Source organism: Frondihabitans sucicola (assembly GCF_030296615.1).
Taxonomy (GTDB): Bacteria; Actinomycetota; Actinomycetes; order Actinomycetales; family Microbacteriaceae; genus Frondihabitans; species Frondihabitans sucicola.
The window spans coordinates 3,222,659-3,245,617 of sequence record NZ_AP027732.1 but is presented as its reverse complement, the minus strand read 5'-3'; the positions used below and the strand labels follow the sequence as shown (position 1 = coordinate 3,245,617).

20 protein-coding genes, 1 tRNA gene and 2 pseudogenes are annotated in these 22,959 nt (G+C 69.5%); 17 read left to right on the top strand and 6 right to left on the bottom strand.

The window, feature by feature from the left end; all coding sequences use genetic code 11:
* Positions 1 to 32 precede the first annotated feature (32 nt).
* From QUE79_RS16690 to otsB, 3 genes are all read left to right on the top strand, one after another.
* Entirely contained in the window at positions 33 to 779 is a 747-nt protein-coding gene (locus tag QUE79_RS16690; RefSeq protein WP_350271718.1) for a fructosamine kinase family protein, read from the top strand.
* A 78-nt stretch (positions 780 to 857) separates the two neighbouring features.
* A complete protein-coding gene (locus QUE79_RS16685; protein WP_286344045.1) occupies positions 858 to 2,414 on the top strand; it encodes an alpha,alpha-trehalose-phosphate synthase (UDP-forming) in 1,557 nt (518 codons plus the stop codon).
* Complete coding sequence (gene otsB / locus QUE79_RS16680; RefSeq protein WP_286344044.1) at positions 2,411 to 3,259, top strand: trehalose-phosphatase; 849 nt, start codon at positions 2,411 to 2,413, stop codon at positions 3,257 to 3,259. The genes QUE79_RS16685 and otsB overlap by 4 nt, the downstream gene beginning before the upstream one ends.
* A gap of 46 nt (positions 3,260 to 3,305) precedes the next feature.
* On the opposite strand, the gene QUE79_RS16675 is transcribed toward otsB, so the two are convergent.
* On the bottom strand, positions 3,306 to 3,890 hold the full coding sequence (locus QUE79_RS16675; protein WP_286344043.1) for a DinB family protein: 585 nt from the start codon (positions 3,888 to 3,890) through the stop codon (positions 3,306 to 3,308).
* A gap of 114 nt (positions 3,891 to 4,004) precedes the next feature.
* On the opposite strand from QUE79_RS16675, the gene QUE79_RS16670 reads away from it, so the two are divergent.
* The 11 genes and pseudogenes from QUE79_RS16670 to QUE79_RS16620 all read left to right on the top strand — a co-directional run bounded on the left by QUE79_RS16670 (position 4,005) and on the right by QUE79_RS16620 (position 16,232).
* Complete coding sequence (locus QUE79_RS16670; RefSeq protein ID WP_286344042.1) at positions 4,005 to 4,793, top strand: hypothetical protein; 789 nt, start codon at positions 4,005 to 4,007, stop codon at positions 4,791 to 4,793.
* 10 nt (positions 4,794 to 4,803) lie between these two features.
* Positions 4,804 to 6,519 carry a dihydroxy-acid dehydratase gene (ilvD, locus tag QUE79_RS16665; RefSeq protein ID WP_286344041.1) on the top strand — a complete coding sequence of 572 codons (1,716 nt, stop codon included), beginning with the start codon at positions 4,804 to 4,806 and terminating at the stop codon, positions 6,517 to 6,519.
* Between the two features lie 116 nt (positions 6,520 to 6,635).
* Positions 6,636 to 8,420 carry an acetolactate synthase large subunit gene (locus tag QUE79_RS16660; protein ID WP_434011015.1) on the top strand — a complete coding sequence of 595 codons (1,785 nt, stop codon included), beginning with the start codon at positions 6,636 to 6,638 and terminating at the stop codon, positions 8,418 to 8,420.
* Positions 8,417 to 8,923 (top strand): acetolactate synthase small subunit, encoded by a 507-nt coding sequence (ilvN, locus tag QUE79_RS16655; protein WP_286344039.1) that lies wholly within the window; start codon positions 8,417 to 8,419, stop codon positions 8,921 to 8,923. Before QUE79_RS16660 ends, ilvN begins: the two co-directional genes overlap by 4 nt.
* A gap of 49 nt (positions 8,924 to 8,972) precedes the next feature.
* On the top strand, positions 8,973 to 9,998 hold the full coding sequence (gene ilvC / locus QUE79_RS16650; RefSeq protein ID WP_286344038.1) for a ketol-acid reductoisomerase: 1,026 nt from the start codon (positions 8,973 to 8,975) through the stop codon (positions 9,996 to 9,998).
* A 100-nt stretch (positions 9,999 to 10,098) separates the two neighbouring features.
* Positions 10,099 to 11,283 (top strand): mannitol-1-phosphate 5-dehydrogenase, encoded by a 1,185-nt coding sequence (locus tag QUE79_RS16645; RefSeq protein WP_286344037.1) that lies wholly within the window; start codon positions 10,099 to 10,101, stop codon positions 11,281 to 11,283.
* Positions 11,280 to 11,750, top strand: a complete 471-nt coding sequence (locus QUE79_RS16640; protein ID WP_286344036.1) for a hypothetical protein — start codon at positions 11,280 to 11,282, stop codon at positions 11,748 to 11,750. The genes QUE79_RS16645 and QUE79_RS16640 overlap by 4 nt, the downstream gene beginning before the upstream one ends.
* Positions 11,747 to 12,139, top strand: coding sequence for a hypothetical protein (locus tag QUE79_RS16635; RefSeq protein WP_286344035.1), 393 nt, complete (start codon positions 11,747 to 11,749; stop codon positions 12,137 to 12,139). The genes QUE79_RS16640 and QUE79_RS16635 overlap by 4 nt, the downstream gene beginning before the upstream one ends.
* 225 nt (positions 12,140 to 12,364) lie before the next feature.
* Positions 12,365 to 13,953, top strand: a pseudogene (gene serA / locus QUE79_RS16630) (phosphoglycerate dehydrogenase).
* A 76-nt stretch (positions 13,954 to 14,029) separates the two neighbouring features.
* On the top strand, positions 14,030 to 15,118 hold the full coding sequence (locus QUE79_RS16625; protein ID WP_286344034.1) for a 3-isopropylmalate dehydrogenase: 1,089 nt from the start codon (positions 14,030 to 14,032) through the stop codon (positions 15,116 to 15,118).
* Positions 15,119 to 15,127: 9 nt separating this feature from the next.
* Positions 15,128 to 16,232 (top strand): annotated as a pseudogene (locus QUE79_RS16620) (branched-chain amino acid aminotransferase).
* A gap of 64 nt (positions 16,233 to 16,296) precedes the next feature.
* Here QUE79_RS16620 and QUE79_RS16615 read toward each other — a convergent pair.
* The gene (locus QUE79_RS16615) at positions 16,297 to 16,938 is read right to left on the bottom strand and encodes an MBL fold metallo-hydrolase (protein WP_286344033.1); all 642 of its coding nucleotides are present in this window, start codon (positions 16,936 to 16,938) and stop codon (positions 16,297 to 16,299) included.
* Between the two features lie 120 nt (positions 16,939 to 17,058).
* On the opposite strand from QUE79_RS16615, the gene QUE79_RS16610 reads away from it, so the two are divergent.
* From QUE79_RS16610 to QUE79_RS16600, 3 genes are all read left to right on the top strand, one after another.
* A tRNA-Glu gene (locus tag QUE79_RS16610) sits at positions 17,059 to 17,131 on the top strand.
* 151 nt (positions 17,132 to 17,282) lie between these two features.
* Positions 17,283 to 17,984, top strand: coding sequence for a nicotinamide riboside transporter PnuC (gene pnuC / locus QUE79_RS16605; RefSeq protein ID WP_286344032.1), 702 nt, complete (start codon positions 17,283 to 17,285; stop codon positions 17,982 to 17,984).
* Positions 17,981 to 19,099, top strand: a complete 1,119-nt coding sequence (locus QUE79_RS16600; RefSeq protein ID WP_286344031.1) for an AAA family ATPase — start codon at positions 17,981 to 17,983, stop codon at positions 19,097 to 19,099. Before pnuC ends, QUE79_RS16600 begins: the two co-directional genes overlap by 4 nt.
* A 13-nt stretch (positions 19,100 to 19,112) precedes the next feature.
* Here QUE79_RS16600 and QUE79_RS16595 read toward each other — a convergent pair whose 3' ends face one another.
* From QUE79_RS16595 to QUE79_RS16580, 4 genes are all read right to left on the bottom strand, one after another.
* Entirely contained in the window at positions 19,113 to 19,553 is a 441-nt protein-coding gene (locus QUE79_RS16595; RefSeq protein WP_286344030.1) for a hypothetical protein, read from the bottom strand.
* A 39-nt stretch (positions 19,554 to 19,592) separates the two neighbouring features.
* Positions 19,593 to 20,066 carry an outer membrane protein assembly factor BamB family protein gene (locus QUE79_RS16590; RefSeq protein ID WP_286344029.1) on the bottom strand — a complete coding sequence of 158 codons (474 nt, stop codon included), beginning with the start codon at positions 20,064 to 20,066 and terminating at the stop codon, positions 19,593 to 19,595.
* The gene (locus tag QUE79_RS16585; RefSeq protein WP_286344028.1) at positions 20,051 to 21,187 is read right to left on the bottom strand and encodes a hypothetical protein; all 1,137 of its coding nucleotides are present in this window, start codon (positions 21,185 to 21,187) and stop codon (positions 20,051 to 20,053) included. Before QUE79_RS16585 ends, QUE79_RS16590 begins: the two co-directional genes overlap by 16 nt.
* Before the next feature lie 179 nt (positions 21,188 to 21,366).
* Positions 21,367 to 22,941: an outer membrane protein assembly factor BamB family protein gene (locus tag QUE79_RS16580; protein WP_286344027.1), complete on the bottom strand. Its 1,575-nt coding sequence runs from the start codon at positions 22,939 to 22,941 to the stop codon at positions 21,367 to 21,369.
* Positions 22,942 to 22,959: the final 18 nt, after the last annotated feature.

Here is a 22,959-nt window from a genome sequence, read left to right as displayed (position 1 = left end):
GGAGGGCGTGAGCACGTTCGAGAAGGTGCGACCTGACGCACCCCGGGATTCTTCGAGGCCGAGGCTGCCGGGCTGGCCTGGCTGGCCGAGGCGACGGCGTCCGGCGGGGCACGCGTCGTCGGCGTCGAGGAGTCGGACCCGGCAGCATCACGCTCGAGGAAATCCGCGAAACGCGCCCCACATCGGCCGCGGCCAGGGAGTTCGGGGCGGCGCTCGCCGCGACGCACGACGCCCGCGCCACGGCGTTCGGCGCCCCGCCCGACGGTTGGACGGGTCCCTCCTTCATCGGCGAGCGCCCGCTGTCGACGCGGCCGAAGGACACCCGGGGCGCCTTCTACGCCGCGCAGAGGGTGGCGCCGTATGCGGCCGTCGCGCGCGAGGCCGGGAGCGTCTCCGAGAGCGAGCACGATGTGATCCTGCGTGCCTGCGCGCTGATCGAGGACGGCGCGTTCGACGACGGGGACGTCCCGTCGCGTCTCCACGGTGATCTCTGGAACGGCAACGTCCTCTTCGCGGCATCGGGCGTGATCCTGATCGACCCCGCCGCCCACGGCGGCCACCGCGAGACCGATCTCGCCATGCTGGCCCTGTTCGGCTGTCCCTACCTCGACGACGTGCTGGCCGGCTACGACGCTGCGCACCCGCTCCGGAACGGGTGGCGGGATCGCGTGCCCCTGCATCAGCTCCACCCGCTCGCCGTGCACGCGGCCGGGCACGGCCGGAGCTACGGGGTGGCGCTGGCGCGCGCGGCGGAGGAGACGCTGGCCCTGGGATCCTGAAGGGGTCCGCCCGAGCGCTGATAGTCTCGGAAGCCCGGGGAGCGCTCCTCGGGCGATCGAGCGGAGTTGCCCCCAGACATGTCAGACCAGCCCGAGAAACCCTCCCACGAGACGTACGGCTTCGTCGTCGTCTCCAACCGTCTCCCCGTCGACCACACGGTCGGCGAAGACGGGCAGGTGAGCTGGGAGCACTCGCCGGGCGGTCTCGTCACCGCGCTCGAACCGGTCATGCGCGTCAACGACGGCGCCTGGATCGGCTGGGCGGGCAAGCCCGATCTCGAGTTCGAGCCCTTCGAGAACGACGGCATCAACATCGTTCCCGTGCCCCTCAGCGACGAGGAGGTCGAGCGCTACTACGAGGGCTTCAGCAACGACACCCTCTGGCCGCTGTACCACGACGTCATCTCGGCGCCGACGTATCACCGCGTCTGGTGGGAGTCGTACGTGCGCGTCAACCGTCGCTTCGCCGAGAAGGCCGCCGAGATCACCGAAGAGGGCGGCGTCGTCTGGGTCCAGGACTACCAGCTGCAGCTCGTTCCGCAGTACCTCCGCGAGCTGCGCCCCGACCTCACGATCGGCTTCTTCAACCACATCCCCTTCCCGCCCCTCGGCATCTTCTCGCAGCTGCCGTGGCGCGAGAAGATCCTCGAAGGGCTCCTCGGCGCCGACGTGATCGGCTTCCAGAGGGCCGACGACGCCTCCAACTTCTCGCGGTCCGTGCGTCACCTGCTCGGCTACGCCACCACCCGCCCCTTCATCGACGTGCCCGTCGACGACGAGTCCGCGCCTTTGTCGCGCCGCGGCCGCAAGGTGCGCCGCGTCCTGGCGAAGCAGTTCCCCATCTCGATCGACTCGGCCGGCTTCGAGGCGCTCTCCAGGCGCCCCGACATCCAGGCCCGCGCCCGCGAGATCCGCGAGGGACTCGGCAATCCCAAGACCGTCATCCTCGGCGTCGACCGTCTCGACTACACGAAGGGCATCCGGCACCGGATGAAGGCGTTCGGCGAACTCCTCTCGGACGGCCGCCTGAGCGTCGAGGACGCCACGCTGGTGCAGGTCGCCTCGCCCAGTCGCGAGCGGGTCGAGGCCTACATGGATCTCCGCGACGAGATCGAGTTGACCGTCGGTCGCATCAACGGCGACTACGCCACCATGAGCCACACGGCGATCAGCTATCACCACCACGGCTATCCGCGCGAAGAGATGGTCGCCCTCTACCTCGCCGCCGACATCATGCTCGTCACGGCCCTTCGCGACGGTATGAACCTCGTCGCGAAAGAGTACGTCGCGGTCCGTCACGACAACGACGGCGTGTTGATCCTCAGTGAGTTCGCCGGTGCCGCCGACGAGTTGCGCAGCGCTCTGCTGGTGAATCCGCACGACATCGGCGGCCTCAAGAACACGATCATGCGCGCCATCGAGATGCCGCGCCGAGACCGGGTCACCCGTATGCGAGCCCTCCGGCGACGCGTGCTCGACAACGATGTGGCCAAGTGGTCGGCGAAGTTCTTGGAGGCCCTGGCCGAGGTCCGCCCCGGGCACCGCATCGCGGCACCGCCCAAGACGGTCGCCGATCCGACCGCTGCCGAGTCGCAGGGGGCGGCGCCCGCCGTGTCGACCGAGCCCGCCGCATGAGCGCCGACACGACACCCACCGGGGCGGCACCCGCCGGGGCGACACCTGCCGGGGCGACACCCGCCGGCGCGGCCGAGACCGCCATGGCGGATGCGCTGGGCAGGATCGCGACGGCCGGGCACCTCCTGGTCGCTCTCGACTTCGACGGGACCCTGGCGCCCGAGGTCGACGCCCCGCGGGCGGCTCGGGCCCTACCGGAAGCCCAGGACGCCATCCTGCGCCTGGTGGCCCTGCCCGACACGTCTGTGGCCCTCGTCTCGGGTCGCGCGCTCGACAGCCTCATCGAGGTCGCCGAGGCGCCGAACACCGTCCTTCTCGTGGGCTCGCACGGAGTCGAATACCGGGTCGACGGCGAGGCAGAGGTCTCGCTGAGCCCTGAAGAGCAGAAGTTGCGCGGAGCCCTCGAGACGATCCTGACCGAGACCGCGGCGCCCTACGACGACGTCCACGTCGAGGAGAAGCCGGCGGGCTTCGCCCTCCACACGCGTCTCGCCGACGAGTCGGTCACCGATCTCGTCCTGGCGGAGGCTCGTCGCCGGGTGGCCGCCGAGGCTCCGGCCGCGACCGAGCGGGTCGGCAAGAACGTCCTCGAGTTCGCCGTCCGGTCGGCCTCCAAGGGCGACGCCATCGCGCGCCTCCGCGAGATCACCGGAGCGTCAGCCGTGTTCTTCGCGGGCGACGACGTCACCGACGAAGACGGCTTCCGGGCTCTCGCCGCGGGTGACTTCGGTCTGAAGAGCGGCCACGGCGACACCGCGGCCGCGTATCGCGTCGCCGGTCCGCCGGAGGTCGCGCACGTGCTCGACGACCTCGCCGAGCTGCGCGCCCACCTCGGTCGCTCCTAGCCTCCCGGCCGCCGGACTCCGACTCCCGACCACGGTTCGGGCGGGATCACTCGGTCGACGCTGCGGCGTGAGCGGCCGACTCGATCTTCGCCCGGAACGCCTCCCATTCGTCGGGGCTCCGGCCGGGCAGATTGGGGTCGGACGCACCGTTGCCGATCGAGCCGTCGATGGTCTCTCGCAGGATGTCCGCGTGGCCGGCGTGCCGCGCAGTCTCCGAGAGAAGGTGCACCAGGATCCGCTGCAGCGTGACGTGGCGGCGCTCCTCGGGCCACCAGCCGACCACCCCGGCCGCGTCCGACGCGAGCGCCTCCACGGTCGCATCGGCGTGCGCGGCCGAGTAGTGGTGGAACTCGACGACGTCGGCGACGGTCTCACCTGGAGTGACCCACATGTCGTCGTCCTCGGCGCCGTCGGGGAGCTCCCAGGCGACCCGCCGCTCAGCCGGGCGCCCGAACACCTCGCCCAGGTAGCCGAGCTGCACGCTCGCCACGTGTTTGACGAGACCCGCCAGATTCGTGCCCGTGGGGGTCATCGGCCGCCTGGCGTCGTATTCACTGAGCCCGTCGAGCTTGGCGAGCAGGTCGGCGCGTCGAATGCGCAAGTAGTCGTACAGCGTCTCTTTGTCGTCCATGACTCGACTCTGCCCCGTGCCACCGACGTTGTCACCGGAAGCTGGGCGTGCAGCTCGGGAGACCAGACCACACACGACCTTCGGCGAAGGGGGAGACAGGCCTAGGCTTCTGCCATGGTCGGCCGCGGTGCAGCGAACGGTCCGCGGGGTGGCACGTCGCGGGACGAGCGTCGGCGCGCCCTCGAGACGCGGCTCTACGGGGGAGAGGCTCTCACTCCCGACGAGATGTCCGAGCTCCGTGCGCTGGCCGGGCAGTCCGCTGAAAAGCATCCCTCAGCCGAGCCGGCGACCGACGACGGCTCCGGCCATCCGGCGTCCGAGCGGCCCTCGCGCCCGGTGCGCGCCCGCCCCGCGCGCACCTGGCTCGCGGCCGGGGCCGTGGCGGTCGTCCTGGCCGGCCTGGTCGGCGCCGGCATCTCGACGAGCGTCGCAGGTTCGAGGGCGCCGGCCGACGATGCCGAGGTCACCGCCACGCGGGGCGCCTCGTCGCCCGCCACCGGCCTGCAGTCCGGTGCCGTGGCCGAATCGCTGGGTGCCGAGTACTTCGACCAGGCGCAGTCCGCGGGGGATCGGCCGGACGTGGTCCTGCCCGGCATCGACCCGTCGACGACGCGGCGCGTGCTGGCCCAGTGGGGGCAGCAGGACGGCGAGGCGGGCGTCTGGGTGGCGCGCGGCAAGGATCAGTCGTTCTGCCTCATCATGAGCGTCGGCTCGACGCGCGGAGCCAGTTCGTGCACGCCCCTGAAAGACGCGGCCGCGACCGGAGTGCGCCTCGACCTCGTGACGGCGGGCGGCGGCTCGATCTCGGCCACCTGGAATCTCGCGGCCGGTCTGCTGGAGCTCTCGCCCTTCCCGGCGGGTGCGCGCGTCACACGGTCGGGAAGCGCCGCACCGACGCCCTAAACTGACGTGCATGCCTGCTGAAAAACTCAATGAGTACGGCGTCGACTGGAAGCCGCGGAGTCGCGACGTCACAGACGGTGTCGAAGCCACCACCTCGCGGGGCATGCTCCGCGCCGTCGGCATGGGGGATGCCGACTGGGAGAAGCCCCAGATCGGTATCGCGTCGTCGTGGAACGAGATCACGCCGTGCAACCTGTCCCTCAACCGTCTCGCCCAGGGAGCCAAAGAAGGCGTGCACTCGGGCGGCGGCTACCCGCTGCAGTTCGGCACCGTCTCCGTGTCCGACGGCATCGCCATGGGCCACGAGGGCATGCACTTCTCTCTCGTGTCGCGCGAGGTCATCGCCGACAGCGTCGAGACCGTCATGATGGCCGAGCGTCTCGACGGGTCCGTCATGCTGGCCGGCTGCGACAAGTCGCTTCCGGGCATGCTCATGGCCGCCGCGCGGCTCGATCTCGCCAGCGTGTTCCTCTACGCCGGATCGATCGCGCCCGGCTGGGTCAAGCTCAGCGACGGCACCGAGAAAGACGTCACGATCATCGACTCCTTCGAGGCGGTGGGCGCGGCCAAGGCGGGCACCATCTCCGACGAAGACCTGCACGCCATCGAGTGCGCGATCGCCCCGGGCGAGGGAGCCTGCGGCGGCATGTACACGGCGAACACCATGGCGTCCGTCGCCGAGGCGCTCGGCATGAGCCTGCCCGGCTCGGCTTCGCCGCCCTCCGCCGACCGCCGTCGCGACTACTTCGCCCACCGCTCGGGCGAAGCCGTCGTGGCCATGCTCGAGCGCGGCATCACGGCGCGCGACATCCTGACCAAGGAGGCGTTCGAGAACGCCATCGCCGTCGCGATGGCCTTCGGCGGCTCGACCAACGTCGTGCTCCACCTCCTCGCCATCGCGTACGAGGCCGAGGTCGATCTGACCATCGACGACTTCAACCGCATCGGCGACAAGGTCCCGCACATCGGCGACCTCAAGCCCTTCGGCAAATACGTGATGAACGACGTCGACCGCCACGGCGGCGTGCCGGTCGTCATGAAGGCGCTGCTCGACGCGGGTCTGCTGCACGGCGACTGCCTGACCGTCACCGGCAAGACCGTCGCCGAGAACCTCGCCGAGATCAAGCCGAAGGCGCTCGACGGCGAGGTGCTGCGCACCCTCGACAACCCGATCCACCCGACCGGCGGCCTGACCGTTCTCAGCGGCTCGTTCGCGCCCGAGGGCGCGGTCGTCAAGACGGCCGGCTTCGACGCCGACATCTTCGAGGGGCCCGCCCGCGTCTTCGAGCGCGAGCGCGCCGCAATGGACGCCCTCACCGACGGCAGGATCGCCAAGGGCGACGTGGTGATCATCCGCTACGAAGGACCCAAGGGCGGTCCCGGCATGCGCGAGATGCTCGCGATCACCGCGGCGATCAAGGGCGCGGGGCTCGGCAAAGATGTACTACTCTTGACAGACGGACGATTCTCAGGCGGCACAACCGGCCTGTGCATCGGCCACATAGCACCCGAAGCGGTCGACGCAGGTCCGATCGCCTTCGTGCGCGATGGTGATCTGATTCGGGTCGATATCGCCGCTCGCTCGCTCGACCTACTCGTCGACGCAGCTGAGCTAGACGCTCGCCGTGACGGCTGGGCTCCTCTGCCGCCTGTGTACACCCGTGGAGTTCTCGCGAAGTACGCCAGGCAGGTTCGTTCCGCAGCAGAGGGCGCGGTCACGTACTAAGGCCCCGCGGGCGTTCCACCCGTTCACCACCAGCAACAAGGGAATCGGCACCGATGCCTCCAGAAGCAAGCCCCCTGCCCACGGCGCCAGCGCGCGCCCGCTCGACGACACCCGAGATGCTCACCGGATCCGGCGCGATCCTGCGCTCCCTCGAGAAGCTCGGCGTCACCGACGTCTTCGGCCTCCCCGGTGGCGCCATCATCCCGTTCTACGACGAGCTGATGGCTTCGACCGCGATCCGCCACATCCTCGTCCGCCACGAGCAGGGCGCCGGCCACGCGGCCGAGGGCTACGCGGCAGCGTCGGGCCGGGTCGGCGTCGCGATCGCGACGTCCGGCCCCGGCGCGACGAACCTCGTCACGGCGATCGCCGACGCGTACATGGACTCCGTTCCGCTGCTCGCGATCACGGGTCAGGTGTTCTCGACCCTGATGGGGACCGACGCTTTCCAGGAGGCCGACATCGTCGGCATCACGATGCCGATCACCAAGCACTCGTTCCTCGTCACCAGGCCGGAAGACATCCCGGAGACGCTCGCCGCGGCGTACCAGATCGCCTCGACGGGGCGCCCTGGCCCCGTCCTGGTCGACATCACCAAAGACGCCCAGCAGAACTCGGCCCCGTTCGTCTGGCCCGAGACGGTCGAGCTTCCCGGCTACCGCCCCATCACGAAGGCGCACGGCAAACAGATCACCGCCGCGGCGCAGCTGCTGGCCGAGTCGAAGCGTCCCGTGTTCTACGTCGGCGGCGGCGTCATCCGCGCGGGTGCGTCCGCCGAGCTGCTCCGTCTCGCCGAGGCGACCGGGGCGCCCGTCGTGACGACCCTGATGGCCCGTGGCGCCTTCCCGGACTCGCACCCGCAGCACCTGGGCATGCCCGGCATGCACGGCACGGTCCCGGCGGTCCTCGGCCTGCAAGAGAGCGACCTCATCATCGCCCTCGGCGCCCGCTTCGACGATCGCGTCACCGGCAAGGCCGAACTCTTCGCGCCCGACGCGAAGGTCGTGCACGTCGACATCGACCCCGCCGAGATCTCCAAGATCCGGATCGCCGACGTCCCGATCGTGGGCGACGCCCGCGAGGTCGTCATCGACCTCACGTCGGCGTTCGCCGAGGTGACCTCCGGTCAGAAGCCCGACCTGGCGGCCTGGTGGGAACGCCTCGAAGCCCTTCGCGCCGAGTTCCCGCTCGGGTTCTCCGAGCCCGAAGACGGTCTGCTCTCGCCGCAGAAGGTCATCCAGCGCATCGGCCAGCTCACCGGCCCGGAGGCCGTCTACGCCGCCGGCGTCGGGCAGCACCAGATGTGGGCCGCGCAGTTCATCGGCTACGAGCGTCCGCACTCCTGGCTGAACTCCGGCGGCGCGGGCACCATGGGCTACTCGGTGCCGGCCGCGATGGGCGCCAAGGTGTCCCAGCCCGACCGCGTCGTGTGGGCCATCGACGGCGACGGCTGCTTCCAGATGACCAACCAAGAACTGGCCACCTGTGTCATCAACAACATCCCGATCAAGGTCGCGATCATCAACAACTCGTCGCTCGGCATGGTGCGCCAGTGGCAGACCCTGTTCTACGAGGGCCGCCACTCGTTCACCGACCTGAACACCGGTCACGAGACCCGCATGGTGCCCGACTTCGTCAAGCTGGCCGACGCCTACGGCGCCCTCGGCATCCGCGTCCGCACCGAAGACGAGATCGACCCCGCGATCCTGCTCGCCCTCGAGACGAACGACCGCCCGGTCGTCATCGACTTCGTCGTCAGCCGCGACGCGATGGTGTGGCCGATGGTGGCGCAGGGCGTCTCCAACTCCCTCATCCAGTACGCCAAAGAGCTGTCTCCCGAATGGGACGACGAGGCGCCGCCCGCGCCCGACGCCTCGAGGCAGCAGGGAGGCGCAGCATGAGCCACGTCCTCTCCCTCCTCGTCGAGGACAAGCCCGGTCTGCTGACGCGCGTGGCAGGCCTGTTCGCCCGTCGCGGCTTCAACATCGAGTCGCTCGCGGTCGGCAAGAGCGAGATCGCCGGTCTCAGCCGGATCACGGTCGTCGTCGACGTCGAAGAACTGCCGCTCGAGCAGGTCACGAAGCAGCTCAACAAGCTGATCAACGTGATCAAGATCGTCGAGCTCGACTACTCGCAGTCGGTGCAGCGCGAACACCTGCTGATCAAGGTGCGCGTCGACAACGTGTCGCGTTCGCAGGTGCTCGAGGCCGTCACGCTCTTCCGGGCCAGCGTCGTCGACGTGTCGACCGACGCCCTCGTCATCGAGGTGACCGGAGACACGGGCAAGACCACCGCCCTCCTCCGTGTGCTCGAGCCCTACGGCATCAAGGAGATCTCGCAATCCGGGCTCCTTGCGATCGGCCGCGGCGCGAAGTCGATCACCGACCGCGTCTTCAAGAACTAACGGTTACACGAACCAACGCCTTCACCAATCAACAAGGAGAACCACGAACGTGACTGAAATCGCCTACGACAAAGACGCCGACCTGTCGATCATCCAGAGCAAGAAGGTGGCGGTCATCGGCTACGGCTCGCAGGGCCACGCGCACGCGCTGAACCTTCGCGACTCCGGTGTCGAGGTCGTCATCGGTCTCAAGCCCGACTCGAAGAGCCGCGCCAAGGCCGAGGAGGCCGGCTTCACCGTGCACACGCCGGCCGACGCCTCCGCGTGGGCAGACGTCGTCGTCATCCTCGCACCCGACCAGGTGCAGCGCATCGTCTACCGTGACGACATCGCCCCCAATCTCCAGGCCGGCAACGCGCTCGTCTTCGGGCACGGCTTCAACATCCGTTTCGGCTACATCGAGGCCCCCACCGGCGTCGACGTGATCCTGGTCGCTCCGAAGGGCCCCGGCCACACCGTGCGTCGCGAGTTCGAGGCCGGCCGCGGCGTTCCGGTCACCGTGGCCGTCGAGGTCGACGGCACGGGCTCGGCGTGGGACCTCGCCTGGTCGTACTCCAAGGGGATCGGCGGCCTCCGCGCCGGCGGCATCAAGACGACCTTCACGGAAGAGACCGAGACCGACCTGTTCGGTGAGCAGGCCGTCCTCTGCGGTGGCACCTCGCAGCTGATCCAGTACGGCTTCGAGACCCTGACCGAGGCCGGCTACCAGCCGGAGATCGCCTACTTCGAGGTCCTCCACGAGCTCAAGCTGATCGTCGACCTGATCTGGGAGGGCGGCCTCGCCAAGCAGCGTTGGTCGGTCTCCGACACGGCCGAGTACGGTGACTACGTCTCCGGCCCGCGCGTCATCACCCCCGACGTCAAGGAGAACATGAAGGCCGTTCTCGCCGACATCCAGTCCGGAGCATTCGCGAAGCGCTTCATCGACGACCAGGACGCCGGTGCGCCCGAGTTCAAGGCACTCCGCGCCCGCGCCGAGCAGCACCCGATCGAGGCCACCGGGCACGAACTGCGTGCGCTGTTCGCCTGGAAGCAGCAGGACGCCGATTACGTGGACGGTTCGGCAGCCCGCTGATCGCTTCGTCGAACACCAGAACGTCACAGATGGGCCTCACTTTCGGGTGGGGCCCATCCGGGCGTCGAGGGGCGCACCCCATGTCTGGCATGATCGAAGGATGGCTTTGAGCAAGAAGGCGGTCCATTTCGGCGCCGGAAACATCGGCCGAGGCTTCGTCGGCCAGTTCCTCCACGCGAGCGGCTACGAGGTGGTCTTCGCCGACGTCGACCCCGACGTCGTCCAGGCTCTTCGCCGCCAGTCCTCCTACGAGGTCCACGAGGTCAGCGGCCAGCGGGGCACTGCGACCGACCACGTGACGACCGTCAGCGGCTACCGCTCCGTCGACAACCGTCTCGAAGTCGACGACGTGGTCCGCGAACTCGCCACGGCCGACGTCGTCACCACGTCCGTCGGCCCCCGCATCCTGCCGTCTCTTGCCGCCACCATCGGCCGCGGTCTCGCAGAGCGCGCCGCCGACCGTCCTCCCGTGGTCATCGTCGCCTGCGAGACGGCCATCAACGCCTCCGGTACCCTCGCGGGGTTCGTCCGCCAGGTCGTCGACGACGACGACGCGTTCTCCCGCGCGGTCTTCGCGAACTGCGAGATCGACCGCATCGTCCCGGAGCAGTCGCCGGGGCTCGACGTCACCATCGAGTCCTTCGCCGAGTGGATCATCGAGACGGGGCCGTTCAGCGGCCGGGCGGCGGCTCCCGAGATCGCAGGAGTCACCTGGGTCGACGACCTGGCGCCGTTCATCGACCGCAAGCTGTTCACCGTCAACACCGCCCACGCGACCGCCGCCTATTACGGCTGGGCGCGGGGCATCGGCAGCGTTCGCGACGCCCTGGCCGAGCCTGCCGTCCACGCGGAGGTCCTCGCGGTGCTCGCCGAGACGAAGGCCCTCCTCGTCGCCAAATACGGCGTCGACCCCGACGAGCAGCAGGCGTACATCGAGAAGAACCTCCAGCGCATCTCGAACCCGCACCTTCCCGACACCACGGGCCGAGTCGGCCGCAACCCCCTCAGCAAGCTCAGCCGCCACGAGCGGCTGGTCGGGCCCGCCGCGCAGCTCGCCGAGCGCGGGCTGCCCGCCGACGCCCTGGTCCGCGCCGTCCGCGCCGCCCTCGACTTCAATGTGCCCGACGACGTCGAGAGCCGGGAGCTCCAGTCGCTGCTGCGCGCGGGCGCCGGCGACGAACTTCTCACCGAGACGCTCACCGGCGTCTTTCCCGGGCACCCTCTCTTCCCGGCGCTCGTCGCCGTGATCGGCGACAAGGTCCGTTCCTGCCGAGTGGCCGCATGACCACCGACGCCGGACGAGACGACGCGCCCGTAGTCACGCGCGACGAAGACGACGAGGCCCTGAGCTGGGGCCCGACCTCTGCCGATACCAGCTACCTCGAGACCCCGGTCGACGACGTCCCCGTCGCGCACACTGACGAAGACGACGAAGACGACGAAGACGAGCTGCCCGACGGCGTGATGAGCTCCACCATGCTCGTCGTGCACGGTGTCTTCGGCGCGATCTTCCTGCTCTTCACGGTGGCGTGGCTGCGGTCGGTGGGCAACGTCCAGCCGTCCTTCGACTCGAGCCTCGCGGCGGCCATGTGGCGGATCGGCACGTACCTCGCGGTGGCGGGCCCGGCGATCTGGTTCGTCGGCACGATCCTGCTGCTTCCGACGAGTCGGTCCCGCACGCGAGTGGTCTCGTTCATCGTGGGCGTCGTGATCCTGCTGCCCTGGCCCTTCGTGATCGGGGCCCTCTCGTGAGCGCCGGCGCACCCGAGGTCGATTCGGCCGACCGCGTCGAGGTCGTCCCGCGGTTCGGCGCTGCCCTGGTCGTCTGGGTCGTCTTCGGTCTGCTCTTCGCGTGGAGCGTCTACGCCGCCGTGGGCAACCTCATCCAGGTGCCCGGTCAGTTCGAGGCGTACCGCGACTTCGTCACCAAGGGCGGCGCGCCCGAGCTCGCGAAGGACGTGCCGTGGCCGGCCCTCATCGCCGCCCTCGTCGTTCCGGTGCTCGGCTGGCTCGCGGCGTGGCGCGTCGGTCGCCGGCGTGGTCTCCTGCAGCGCGTCATCGTCTTCGTCATCGCCTGGGGCGGCGTCAGCGCCCTGACGGTGAGCCTGACGGCCTACGTGTTCCAGGTGTCGTCCCTCTGATCGGTGCGGCCGACTTCCCCGCGGCGACGCCCGCGCGGGGCCGTGGAAGCCGCTCGGTAATATGGTCCGCCTCGGCTGGGCATGCACTGCGGATTCTCAGGTTCGCGGGTCGGACGGGGCCGGTGGCCCCGGATCGCAGGATCCCCGCGGCTAGGGTGATTCGTGCGACCCGGGCCTTCGAGACGGGTCGCGTCGCAGACCGAACCCAGCGTTAGGACCCGTTTCGTGGCTAAGCCGATCGTGTTGATCGCCGAAGAACTCTCACCCGCAACCGTCGACGCCCTCGGGCCCGACTTCGACGTGCGGAACGTCGACGGGACCGATCGAGGGGCGCTGCTCTCCGCCCTCGCGGAGGCGAACGCGATCCTGGTGCGATCCGCGACCAAGGTCGACGCCGAAGCCATCGCGGCCGCGCCGAACCTGCAGGTGGTCGCACGCGCGGGCGTGGGGCTCGACAACGTCGACATCAAGGCAGCCACGAATGCGGGCGTCATGGTCGTCAACGCCCCGACGTCGAACATCATCTCGGCCGCCGAACTGACCGTCGGTCACATCCTGAGCCTCGCCCGTCACATCCCCGCGGCGCACAACGCACTGGCACAGGGTCAGTGGAAGCGCTCGAAGTACACCGGCGTCGAGCTCTACGAGAAGACCGTCGGCATCATCGGACTCGGCCGCATCGGTGCGCTGATCACGGCCCGCCTGCAGGCGTTCGGCATGAACATCGTCGCCTACGATCCCTACGTCACCCCGGCGCGCGCGCAGCAGCTCGGCGTCACGCTCTTGTCGCTGCCCGAGCTGCTCGAGACGGCCGACTTCGTCACCATCCACATGCCGAAGACCCCGGAGACCACGGGCATGCTCTCGACGGAGCAGCTCGCCCTGATGAAGCCGACGGCGTTCGTCGTCAACGTGGCGCGTGGCGGCCTCATCGACGAGGACGCCCTCTACGAGGCACTGAAGAACGACGTCATCGCCGGCGCCGGCCTCGACGTCTTCGTCTCCGAGCCGCCCTCGAACCTCGAGCTCCTCGCCCTCGACAACGTGATCGTGACGCCGCACCTCGGTGCGTCGACCGACGAGGCCCAGGAGAAGGCCGGCGTCTCGGTCGCCAGGTCGGTCCGACTGGCCCTCGGCGGCGAGCTCGTTCCCGACGCCGTGAATGTCGCCGGGGGAGTCATCGACGAGTACGTCCGCCCCGGCATCCCGCTGGTCGAGAAGCTCGGGCAGGTGTTCGCGGGGCTGGCCGACAGCCCGCTCACCACGATCGACGTCGAGATCCACGGCGACCTGGCCGAGTACGACGTCAGCGTCTACAAGCTCGCAGCGCTCAAGGGCGTCTTCTCCGACGCCGTCCAAGAGACGGTGAGCTACGTCAACGCACCCCTGCTCGCCGAGCAGCGCGGTGTGACGGTGCGTCTGCTGACCGATGCGGTCTCGGACGAGTACCGCAACATCATCACGATCCGGGAGCTCTCGCCGACGGCCGGCAGATCTCCGTCTCCGGCACCCTGACCGGCCCGAAGCAGGTCGAGAAGATCACCGAGATCAACGGCTACGACGTCGAGGTGCCGCTGGCGAAGCACCACATCGTCATGCTGTACACCGACCGGCCGGGCATCGTCGCGGTCTACGGCAAGGAGTTCGGCGAGGCCGGAATCAACATCGCCGGCATGCAGATCGCGCGCACGACCGCCGGCGGGTCTGCGCTGAGCGTCCTGACGATCGACAGCCCGGCCCCCGAAGGCCTGCTCGAGAAGGTGCGCAGGGCCATCGATGCCGACGTCATGCAAGAGATCGACGTCACGCTCTAGTCGACCGTGCAGAACTCCTTGAGGGCAGGACGACGCGGCTAGGCTTGTCCTCACACGCAACCTCGAAGGAGCACTCATGAGCCGCACGATCAGACTGGCCAGCATTCCCGGTGACGGGATCGGCCCCGAGGTCGTCTCCGAGGCTCTCAAGGTGCTTCAGGCCGTCACCGAGGGCGGTGACACGGTCTTCGACGTCACCGAGTTCTCGCTCGGCGCGGGGCGTTTCACGGCGACCGGCGACATCCTGACCGATGCCGACCTCGAGGCGATTTCGGGGCACGACGCGATCCTGCTCGGGGCAGTGGGCGGCGACCCGCGCGATCCGGCGCTTCGCGGCGGCATCATCGAGCGCGGCCTTCTGCTCAAGCTGCGTTTCGCACTCGACCACTACGTCAACCTGCGGCCGACCAAGGTCTACCCGGGTGTGCCGTCGCCCCTGTCCGACCCGGGCGCTGTCGACTTCGTCGTCGTGCGCGAAGGGACGGAGGGCCCCTACGTCGGCAACGGCGGGTCGCTCCGCACGGGCACGCCGCACGAGATCGCCAACGAGGTGAGCGTCAACACGGCCTACGGCGTCGAGCGCGTCGTCCGATACGCCTTCGACCTCGCCCGGAAGCGCCCGGCCCACCGGCTCACTCTCGTGCACAAGACGAACGTTCTCGTCTTCTCGGGTTCGCTCTGGCAGCGCACGGTCGATGCCGTTGCGGCCGAGTACCCCGAGGTGGCGGTCGACTACCAGCACGTCGACGCGGCGACGATCCACCTGGTGGCCGACCCTGCTAGGTTTGACGTCATCGTCACGGACAACCTCTTCGGCGACATCCTCACCGATCTGGCCGGCGCGATCAGCGGCGGCATCGGCTTGGCAGCCTCGGGCAACATCAACCCCGACGGGGCCTTCCCCAGCATGTTCGAGCCGGTGCACGGTTCCGCCCCCGACATCGCCGGCCAGCAGAAGGCCGATCCCACGGCGGCGATCCTCTCGACGGCTCTCCTCCTCGACCACCTCGGTCTCCCAGAAGAGTCGATCCGCGTGACTCGGGCCGTCGAGGCCGACATCGAGGGCCGTGCCTCCGCTTCGACTTCCGGCCACCGCTCGACGTCCGAGATCGGCGACGCGATCGCCGCGGCCGTCTCGAGCATCACCGCTTCTTCCTCCCGATAGGACGCCGTCATGACCACGACCCAAGACACGTACCCGCTCCACTTCGAGCTCACCCTCCGAGGCGGCTCGCGCCGACGCCGAGCGCGAGGCCATGCTGGCCGATCCCGGCTTCGGCAAGTACTTCACCGACCACATGGTGTCCATCGAATGGACCTCCGACGAGGGGTGGCACGACGCGTCCGTCGTGCCGTACGGCCCGATCGTCCTCGATCCTGCCGCCTCGGTCTTCCACTACGCGCAAGAGATCTTCGAGGGCGTCAAGGCCTACCGCCACGCCGACGGCTCGATCTGGACCTTCCGGCCCGATGCCAACGGCCGACGCCTCCAGCGCTCCGCCGCTCGCCTCGCGCTGCCCGAGCTGGCCGTCGACGATTTCGTCGAATCGCTCAAGCAGATCGTGCGCGTCGACCAGCACTGGGTACCGTCGGCGCCCGAGACCAGCCTCTATCTGCGGCCGTTCATGATCGCCACCGAGAGCTTCCTCGGTGTCCGGGCCGCGCACCGGGTCGGATACTTCGTCATCGCGAGCCCGGCGGGGGCCTACTTCACGGGCGGCGTCGAGCCCGTGTCGATCTGGCTGTCGACCACCTACTCGCGCGCCGGCAAGGGCGGCACGGGCGCTGCCAAGACCGGCGGCAACTACGCCGCGTCCCTGCTTCCGCAGGAGGAGGCGTACCAGCACGGTTGCTCGCAGGTGCTGTTCCTCGACTCGGTCGACACGACGTACATCGAAGAGCTCGGCGGCATGAACGTCGTCTTCGTCAAGAAAGACGGCACCATCGTCACGCCCGAGTCAGACAGCATTCTCGAGGGCATCACCCGCGACTCCATCCTGCAGCTCGCAGAAGATCGCGGCCACACGGTCGAGCGTCGTCGCGTGAGTCTCGACGAGTGGCGCGACGGCGTGGCCTCCGGCGACATCGTCGAGGTGTTCGCGTGCGGCACCGCCGCCGTGGTCGTACCGATCGCCGAACTCAAGGGCGACGGGCTCTCGATCGTCTCGCCGGTGGCCGGCCCCGACTCGCTGACCCTGTCGCTTCGCGCCGAGCTGACCGACATCCAGTACGGTCGTCGACCCGACCCGCACAACTGGCTCACGCGCCTCGACGCCTGAGGCGGTCGCCCGAGCACTCCGAAGGCAGGGCCGACGTACCCGGGTGCCCACCCGGTGCGCCGGCTCAGGCGTCGAGTGAGTCGCCGGGCTGCAGCACCACGGCCGTGCCGCCGACCGCTTCGGTCGCGGCCTTGAGCCGGTCGGCGTGCATGGCGAACCCGGCGGCCGAGAGTGTCTGATCGTGCACCGGGAAGCTCGTACCGGGCTTCACCGCGGTGATGTAGTCCATGGCCTCGCTGATCTTGAGCCACGGCGCGCCGACGGGCGCAGCGAGCACGGCGACCGGGAACGCCGGCACGGTGAATGCGTCGCCGGGGTAGAAGAGAGTGCCGTTGACGAGGACGCCGGTGTTGTCGATGACGGGGATGCTCGCGTGGATGACCGCGTGAGTCGTCCCGGCGAAGAGCAGGGTGAACGCCCCGACCTCGACGGTCTCGCCGTCGGTGATCGTCGTCGCGGTGATGTTCTCGCCGGCGAGGGCCTCGACGACGCCGGCCGGGCCGAAAATGGGCACGTCGGGGTTCGCCGCGCGAAGGGCGGCCAGCTGGACCGGTGTCCAGTGATCGGGGTGCGCGTGCGTGACGACGACCGCGTCGACGTGCGCGGTGTCGCCGAGCGGGCGCGTGAAGCTCCCGGGGTCGACGACCAGGGTGTGTCCGGCTTCCTCGACGACGAGGGCGGCGTGCTCGTATTTCGTGACTCGCATACGCTGAGAATACGCGTGAACGACGTCCGGATGACGCTCGTTCGCGGCCTCCGATAACGCGAGAACGGCTCAATTTGTAGCGCCTCGCCCCGTGTGGCATACTCGACGAGTCGCAAAAACGGCCCCATCGTATAGCGGCCTAGTACGCTGCCCTCTCACGGCGGTAACACCGGTTCGAATCCGGTTGGGGTCACGACGCAAATGGCTCTCCCTCCCGGGAGGGCCATTTCGCATTTCTGACCCACCTCGCGCTCGTGCACCCACTACTTCTCATGGCGAGAAAAAGAGAGTAGGGTTACCTGAAAGGCGACCGCGGGGGTCGTGATCCGGGGGAAGGCGACACCATGAACATCCTGCTCGACTGGCTGAATTCGACGGTCTTCACCGTGCTCGGCGAGACGATCTCCGTCGTCGAGCTGATCGGCTTCGTGACGGGCGCACTCTGCGTCTGGGCGGTGACGCGCCAGTACCTCTGGAACTGGCCCGTCGGCATCCTGAACAACATCGCCTTCATCGTGCTCTTCCTCGGGGCCGGACTCTACGCCGACACGGCCTTGCAGGTGGTCTTCGGCCTGGTCGGCGTCTACGGCTGGGTCGTCTGGGCACGGGGGCGCAGACGCGGGAGCGGACGACCCCGAGGCCGAGGGGCCGAGGGCACGATCCGGCGCGAGCTGCCCGTGCGGCACGCCACCCGCCTCGAGATCCTCGTCGGCGTGCTGGCCACGGCCGCCGCTACCGTCGTCGTCGCTCTCCTGCTGGCGAACGAGACCAACTCGGTCGTACCGTGGCCCGACGCGTTCATCCTGGCCGCCAGCCTGCTCGCCACCTGGGGTCAGGCGAAGAAGATCTTCGAGCAGTGGTGGGTGTGGATCGTCGTCGACCTGGTGTCCGTCCCGCTCTACGCGGTCAAGGGGCTGTCACTCACGGCCCTGCTCTACACGGGGTTCCTCGCGCTGTGCATCTCCGGGGTCGTGACGTGGCGGCGGCAGCTCGCCCGTCAAGCCGACGAACCCGATGTTCGCACGCAATCCCTGGTCGACGCGTGACGAGTCGACACGGCCTGGTGATCGGCAAGTTCTACCCGCTCCATCTCGGGCACGTCGGGCTGATCCGGAGGGCCGCCGCCGCGTGTGACGACCTCACGGTCGTCGTGATGGCGACGCAGCTCGAGTCGCTGTCCCTCGCGATCCGCGTCGGGTGGGTCTCCGAGTCGACCGATGACCTGCCGGGCGTCCGCGTCATCGGAGTGATGGACGATGCACCCGTCAACTACGTCAGCGAGATCGCCTGGACGGCGCACGTCGAGGTCCTGCTCGCGGCCCTCCGGAACGCCGGGCGACCGCGTCCCGACACGGTGTTCTCCTCCGAGCCGTACGGCGCAGAACTCGCGGAGCGGCTGGGGGCCACGGCGGTCACCGACGACCCCAGCCGCGAGGCGGTCCGCGTGAGCGGAACGGCCGTGCGCCAGGATCCCGCCGCCACCTGGCATTTTCTCCCCGGTCCGGTGCGTCGCGACCTGGCGACGAGGATCATCGTGGTCGGGGCGGAGTCGACGGGAACGACGACACTCGCCGACCAGCTCGTCGAGCACTACCGAGAGCGCTTCCCGGCGATCAGGCCCGTTGCGGAATACGGCCGCGAATTCACCTACGAACTCTTCGAGAGAGCCGCCGCCGCCGCTCGTGAGATGGGTGCGCCGGTGCCCGCCCTGGACGACCTCGTCTGGGAGGGCAGCCACTTCGGCCAGATCGCCCGCGAGCAGACCATCCGCGAGGAGGCTGCAGCGCAGGCGGCGCCCCTGGTCGTCGCCGACACCGACGCCTTCGCGACGTCGCTGTGGGAGCGCCGCTACGTCGGGGAAGCCAGCCGCGAGGCAACGCGAGCCGCCACCGTCGACCTTCCTCGGCGTGACCTCTACCTGGTCACGGATCATGTCGGCGTGCCCTTCGAGCAGGACGGCTGGCGAGACGGCGAGCACATCCGCGCCACGATGACCGGGTGGTTCGTGGACGGCCTCACAGCGCAGGATCTCCCCTGGGTGCTCCTCCGAGGCCAGCCCCAGGCCCGGTTGGCCTACGCGGTCCAGGTGATCGACGCCCTCGTCGCTCAGCGGACCGGGTGGCGGTCACCGGAGTGGGCGGACCGCACGATCCTGCTCTGAGCGGAGCCGCCGCTCAGACCCCCGGCGCCGGTCGCGACTCGTGGTGCCTCGCCCCGTGTGTTCGTCTGGCTTCTTTCATCTCCGATTCGAAGACGTGGCGGCGTCCGCCGAGGAGTTCGTCGCGCGCGGCGCGCTCGGCCTCGCGGAACGGCTCGTAGTAGCTCGCGTCGAAGTCTTCGACGATCTGGAACGTCCAGCGGCCCTCGATCACGTTTCGGCCGACGATGTCGCGTTCGAAGCGATCCGCGATGGCCGTGTGGCCGGCCTCGCGGAGCAGGTCGACCGCTTCGCCGAGCGCGAGATCGGCCTGGCCCGTCATGCGGTGGAATCCGTACAGAAAGCCGCGGGCGTTCTCGATCACCTCGAACGCCTCGCTCACTTTCCCGAGGGCCTCGACCGTGGCGTCGTCGACGCCGTCGGGCCGGACATGGTCTGGGTCGGGTGCGTCGCTCATGTTCGTGAACCTACGCCGCCCGGGGCGGCGCGGCCGGTCTCAGCGGTCGAGGCGCCGCGCGAGTCCGTCCATCCCGACGTCGATGAGGTGACCGCCCCAGAGCGACAGCTGCAACTGGGACGAGTGCGTCCAGAGACGCTTGCCGCTCGAGACGTCGAGAGCGATCACGCTGGAGCGGGATCCGGAGATCCCGTAGGCGAGCGCGTAGGCGACGGTGTGCCCGGCGGCGACCACGTACGAGCCGGCGGGCACGTCGGCGCTGAATCGCTGTCGGCCGGTCTTCCCGTCGATGGCGACGACTCGTGCCTTATCGGTGGTCGAGACCGTGTAGATGTCGTCGCTCTGCTGTCCGAGCGCGCTCCCGGCGTACGAGAAGGTGCCGATGTCCTGCGTCCACAGCGCCTCGCCGGTGCGGTAGTCGAGGCAGGTCAGGCGATTGCCGTCGTGGTTGGTCACGGCCAGGCAGGATCTCGTCAGCGAGTAGCTGCCCCGGAGGTTCAGGGCGAGGTCCACAGCACGTGACCCGTGCGGTCGACCGCGGAGAACCCGGTGGCCGGCGTGGCCGTGACGCCGACGCCCGAGGTGTGCGGTGCGAAGACCGTGTCGCCGTGCACCGCGTAGCCGAGCGAGGTGTCGACCGGACCGCCCCACGGGCTGGCCGCCCCCGTCGCCAGCGGAATCTGCAGTGTTCCGCGGTCGCCGAGCAGCAGTCGGTCGTGCAGGGCGATCATCGTGGCCGTCTCATTGCCGGTGCCGCGCCAGACGATCGTTCCGAGGTCGTCGGCGTCGCGGAGCTCGTAGACGTAGGTGAGATTGTCGGCGCTGAGCACCCCCGTCGCGACGACGTTGCCTTCGGCGGTGAAGCGGTCGTCCTGCGACCAGTGCTGGCTCCCGGTCGACTCGAGCACCTGGCCGGTACCCAGCGAGAGGCTCTCGACGATCGACTGCGACGACGTCCCAGCCCGCACCAGGAGGCGCGAAGCGTGGTCGACGGTCGACATCCACGAGACCGACACCCCGCTGGTCGTCTCGATGTCGGTGCTGAAGTCGTGCACCCAGCGCACCGCGCCCGTAGCCGTGTCCAGAAGGGCGACGCGCGAGCGGAACCCCTCGGGCACCACGGAGCAGAGCGAGTCCTCCGAGAAGCCGTACGTCCACGCGGAGTCGGCGCGCACCGCGGCGAGATCCTGCCCCACGTCCACGGCGGTGAAGCGGAGGCACTCCGGCGGGGACCCGGGTGCAAGGGTCGACGCGAGGTCGACCGCCCAGGAGCTCTCGGCGGGGGAGCTGCGGAGATCGTCGACCCGGATGCCCTGCCACGGGGTCAGTGAGCCGTAGGTCGGTTGCAGAGCGGCTCCGACCGCGGTCACCACGACGATGAGGCCGGCGAGACCGGCGTACGAGAGCAGGATCCGACGCCCCACGCCGATCCGGGCCCAGAACCTCGCGATCCTGCCCCGCTGCGAACCGCGCCGCCGACGGCCGCGCGACGGACCGACGAAGGTCGGTACTTCGGCGGCGGCGTGGTCGCCGAGGACTGGCAGCGGCTCTCGGGCGGGGAGCGTAGCCCGACGAAAAGACGCGTCTCCGGCCGCCCAGACGGAGGTGTCGGCGGGGGACGAGGCGGTGTCCACGTGTCGCCGCTCGTCGGCGCCGGCGTCTGTGCCGGCGCCTGTGCCTCCGTCGACCGAGCGGTGCTCGGGGCGACCTCGAGCCCGGCCGCTTCGCGCAGTCCAGCGTCGCCAGAGCTCTCGGCCATCGAGCCTCCTCGCGCGACAGAACCGTTCGCCGGCAGCCGCCGGTGGGTCGAATCCTAGTCTCCGAGGATCGTCGGTGGACGGGTGCCGAGTTCCCGTGCCACCTGCCCTGCATCGACGCTCACGAGGTGCCCGCCCCAGAACTCGGTGTCGCCGTCCGCGCCGGTCGCCCTGGTCCAGAGCGTTCGTCCGGAGTGGACGTCGAAGGCGGTGAGCTGCGTGGCCGTCCCCGTCTCGCTCGACGTGCGGAGATAGCCCGTCGTGCGAGACACCGCGATCACCTGCGTCTGCGGTTCGAGCCGCAGGACGTACTCCCGCTTGCCGGTGTCGCCGTCGATCATCACGATCTCGGTACGGTTGCCCAGGCTCCGGTAGACCGGCACGTCCCGGCTGGTCTGCCCTGGCAAGAAGGTCGCGTACGCCAGGGAACCGACGTCGGTCGTCCACCTGGACCGCCCGTCACCGTGGTCGAGGCAGGTCAGCTTGGTCGTCCCCGGCAGTGCCACCACCACGCAGTCGCGGGAGACTCCGGTCAGGTCGCCGAAGCCGCTCCGTGACCAGAGGCGCCTGCCGTCGGCATCCCAGGCGGTCACGATCGTGCCTGCCTGCACCACGTGCGTCGTGTAGAGGCCGTCGACGTCCTGGAGGGTGTTCGACAGGTCGACGGAGCCGCCGCCGAATTCCGTCATCCTGCCCGAGCGTCCGTCGATCCGCATCGACCGGCCGTCGATCGTCGCGAAGGCGGCGCGTCGGGTGAGCCAGGGCGAATCGGAGTCGGGCAGGACCGCGGTCCACAGCGGCCGCCCGAGACGCCGCACGTCGACCAGTGTCCACTCGGTCGATCCCTCTCGGGAGGTGCTCCCCGAGTAGAGCAGCAGGGTTCCGGCGATCACGGGGGACTGGCCGACCTGGTCGGGTGGCTGCACCACCGAGCCGGTCTCCCGTCCGGTGGGGATCGCCAGCGTCGCGACGCTGTACCGGCCGCCGACCGTCGCCTGGAGGACGACACGTCCGGCCGCCGAGACGATCGCGCTCTGCTGCAGGGTGACGGTGCCCGCGTCCGCCGAGAACAGGGTGCCGAGGTTCTTCGTCCACAGCACGCGTCCGGTCGCCGCATCGAACAGCGCGATGGTCGACCTCACCTGACTGGACGTCAGCGTGGAGCAGCCCGTGCTCGATCCGAGCGGCTGAGACGCCCCGGTCAGAAGGACCAGCGAGTCGGTCGACTGCGACGACGTGAACGAGACGCATCGGACGGGAACACCCGGCAGGATGCTCCGCGCGAGGTCCGTCGTCCATCCCGTTGAGTGCGGGGCCGATCGCACGTCGACCACTCCGCTCTCCCGGTAGGGCGACAGGTTTCCGTACACGGGCGTCAGCGAGGCGCCGAGACCCGTGATGACGGCCGTCCCGGCGGCGAGCACGACGAACGCGGCCGCGACAGCTCGCCGCGGGGAGCGTCGCCAGGCCGGCGTCCGTCGCCGCGGAGCCGGTCTTGATGGTTGGGAGCGCGCAGGATCCCGGCGACCCGGCTCACCCTCCTCGCCGGCGGGTCTGCGCGGCACGAGCGGAGGTGCGTCGCGGAGGCCGGGAACGGCTCGCTCGGGTCGGGGCGGTGACCAGTCGGCCATGTCGCACCTCGCCCTCGA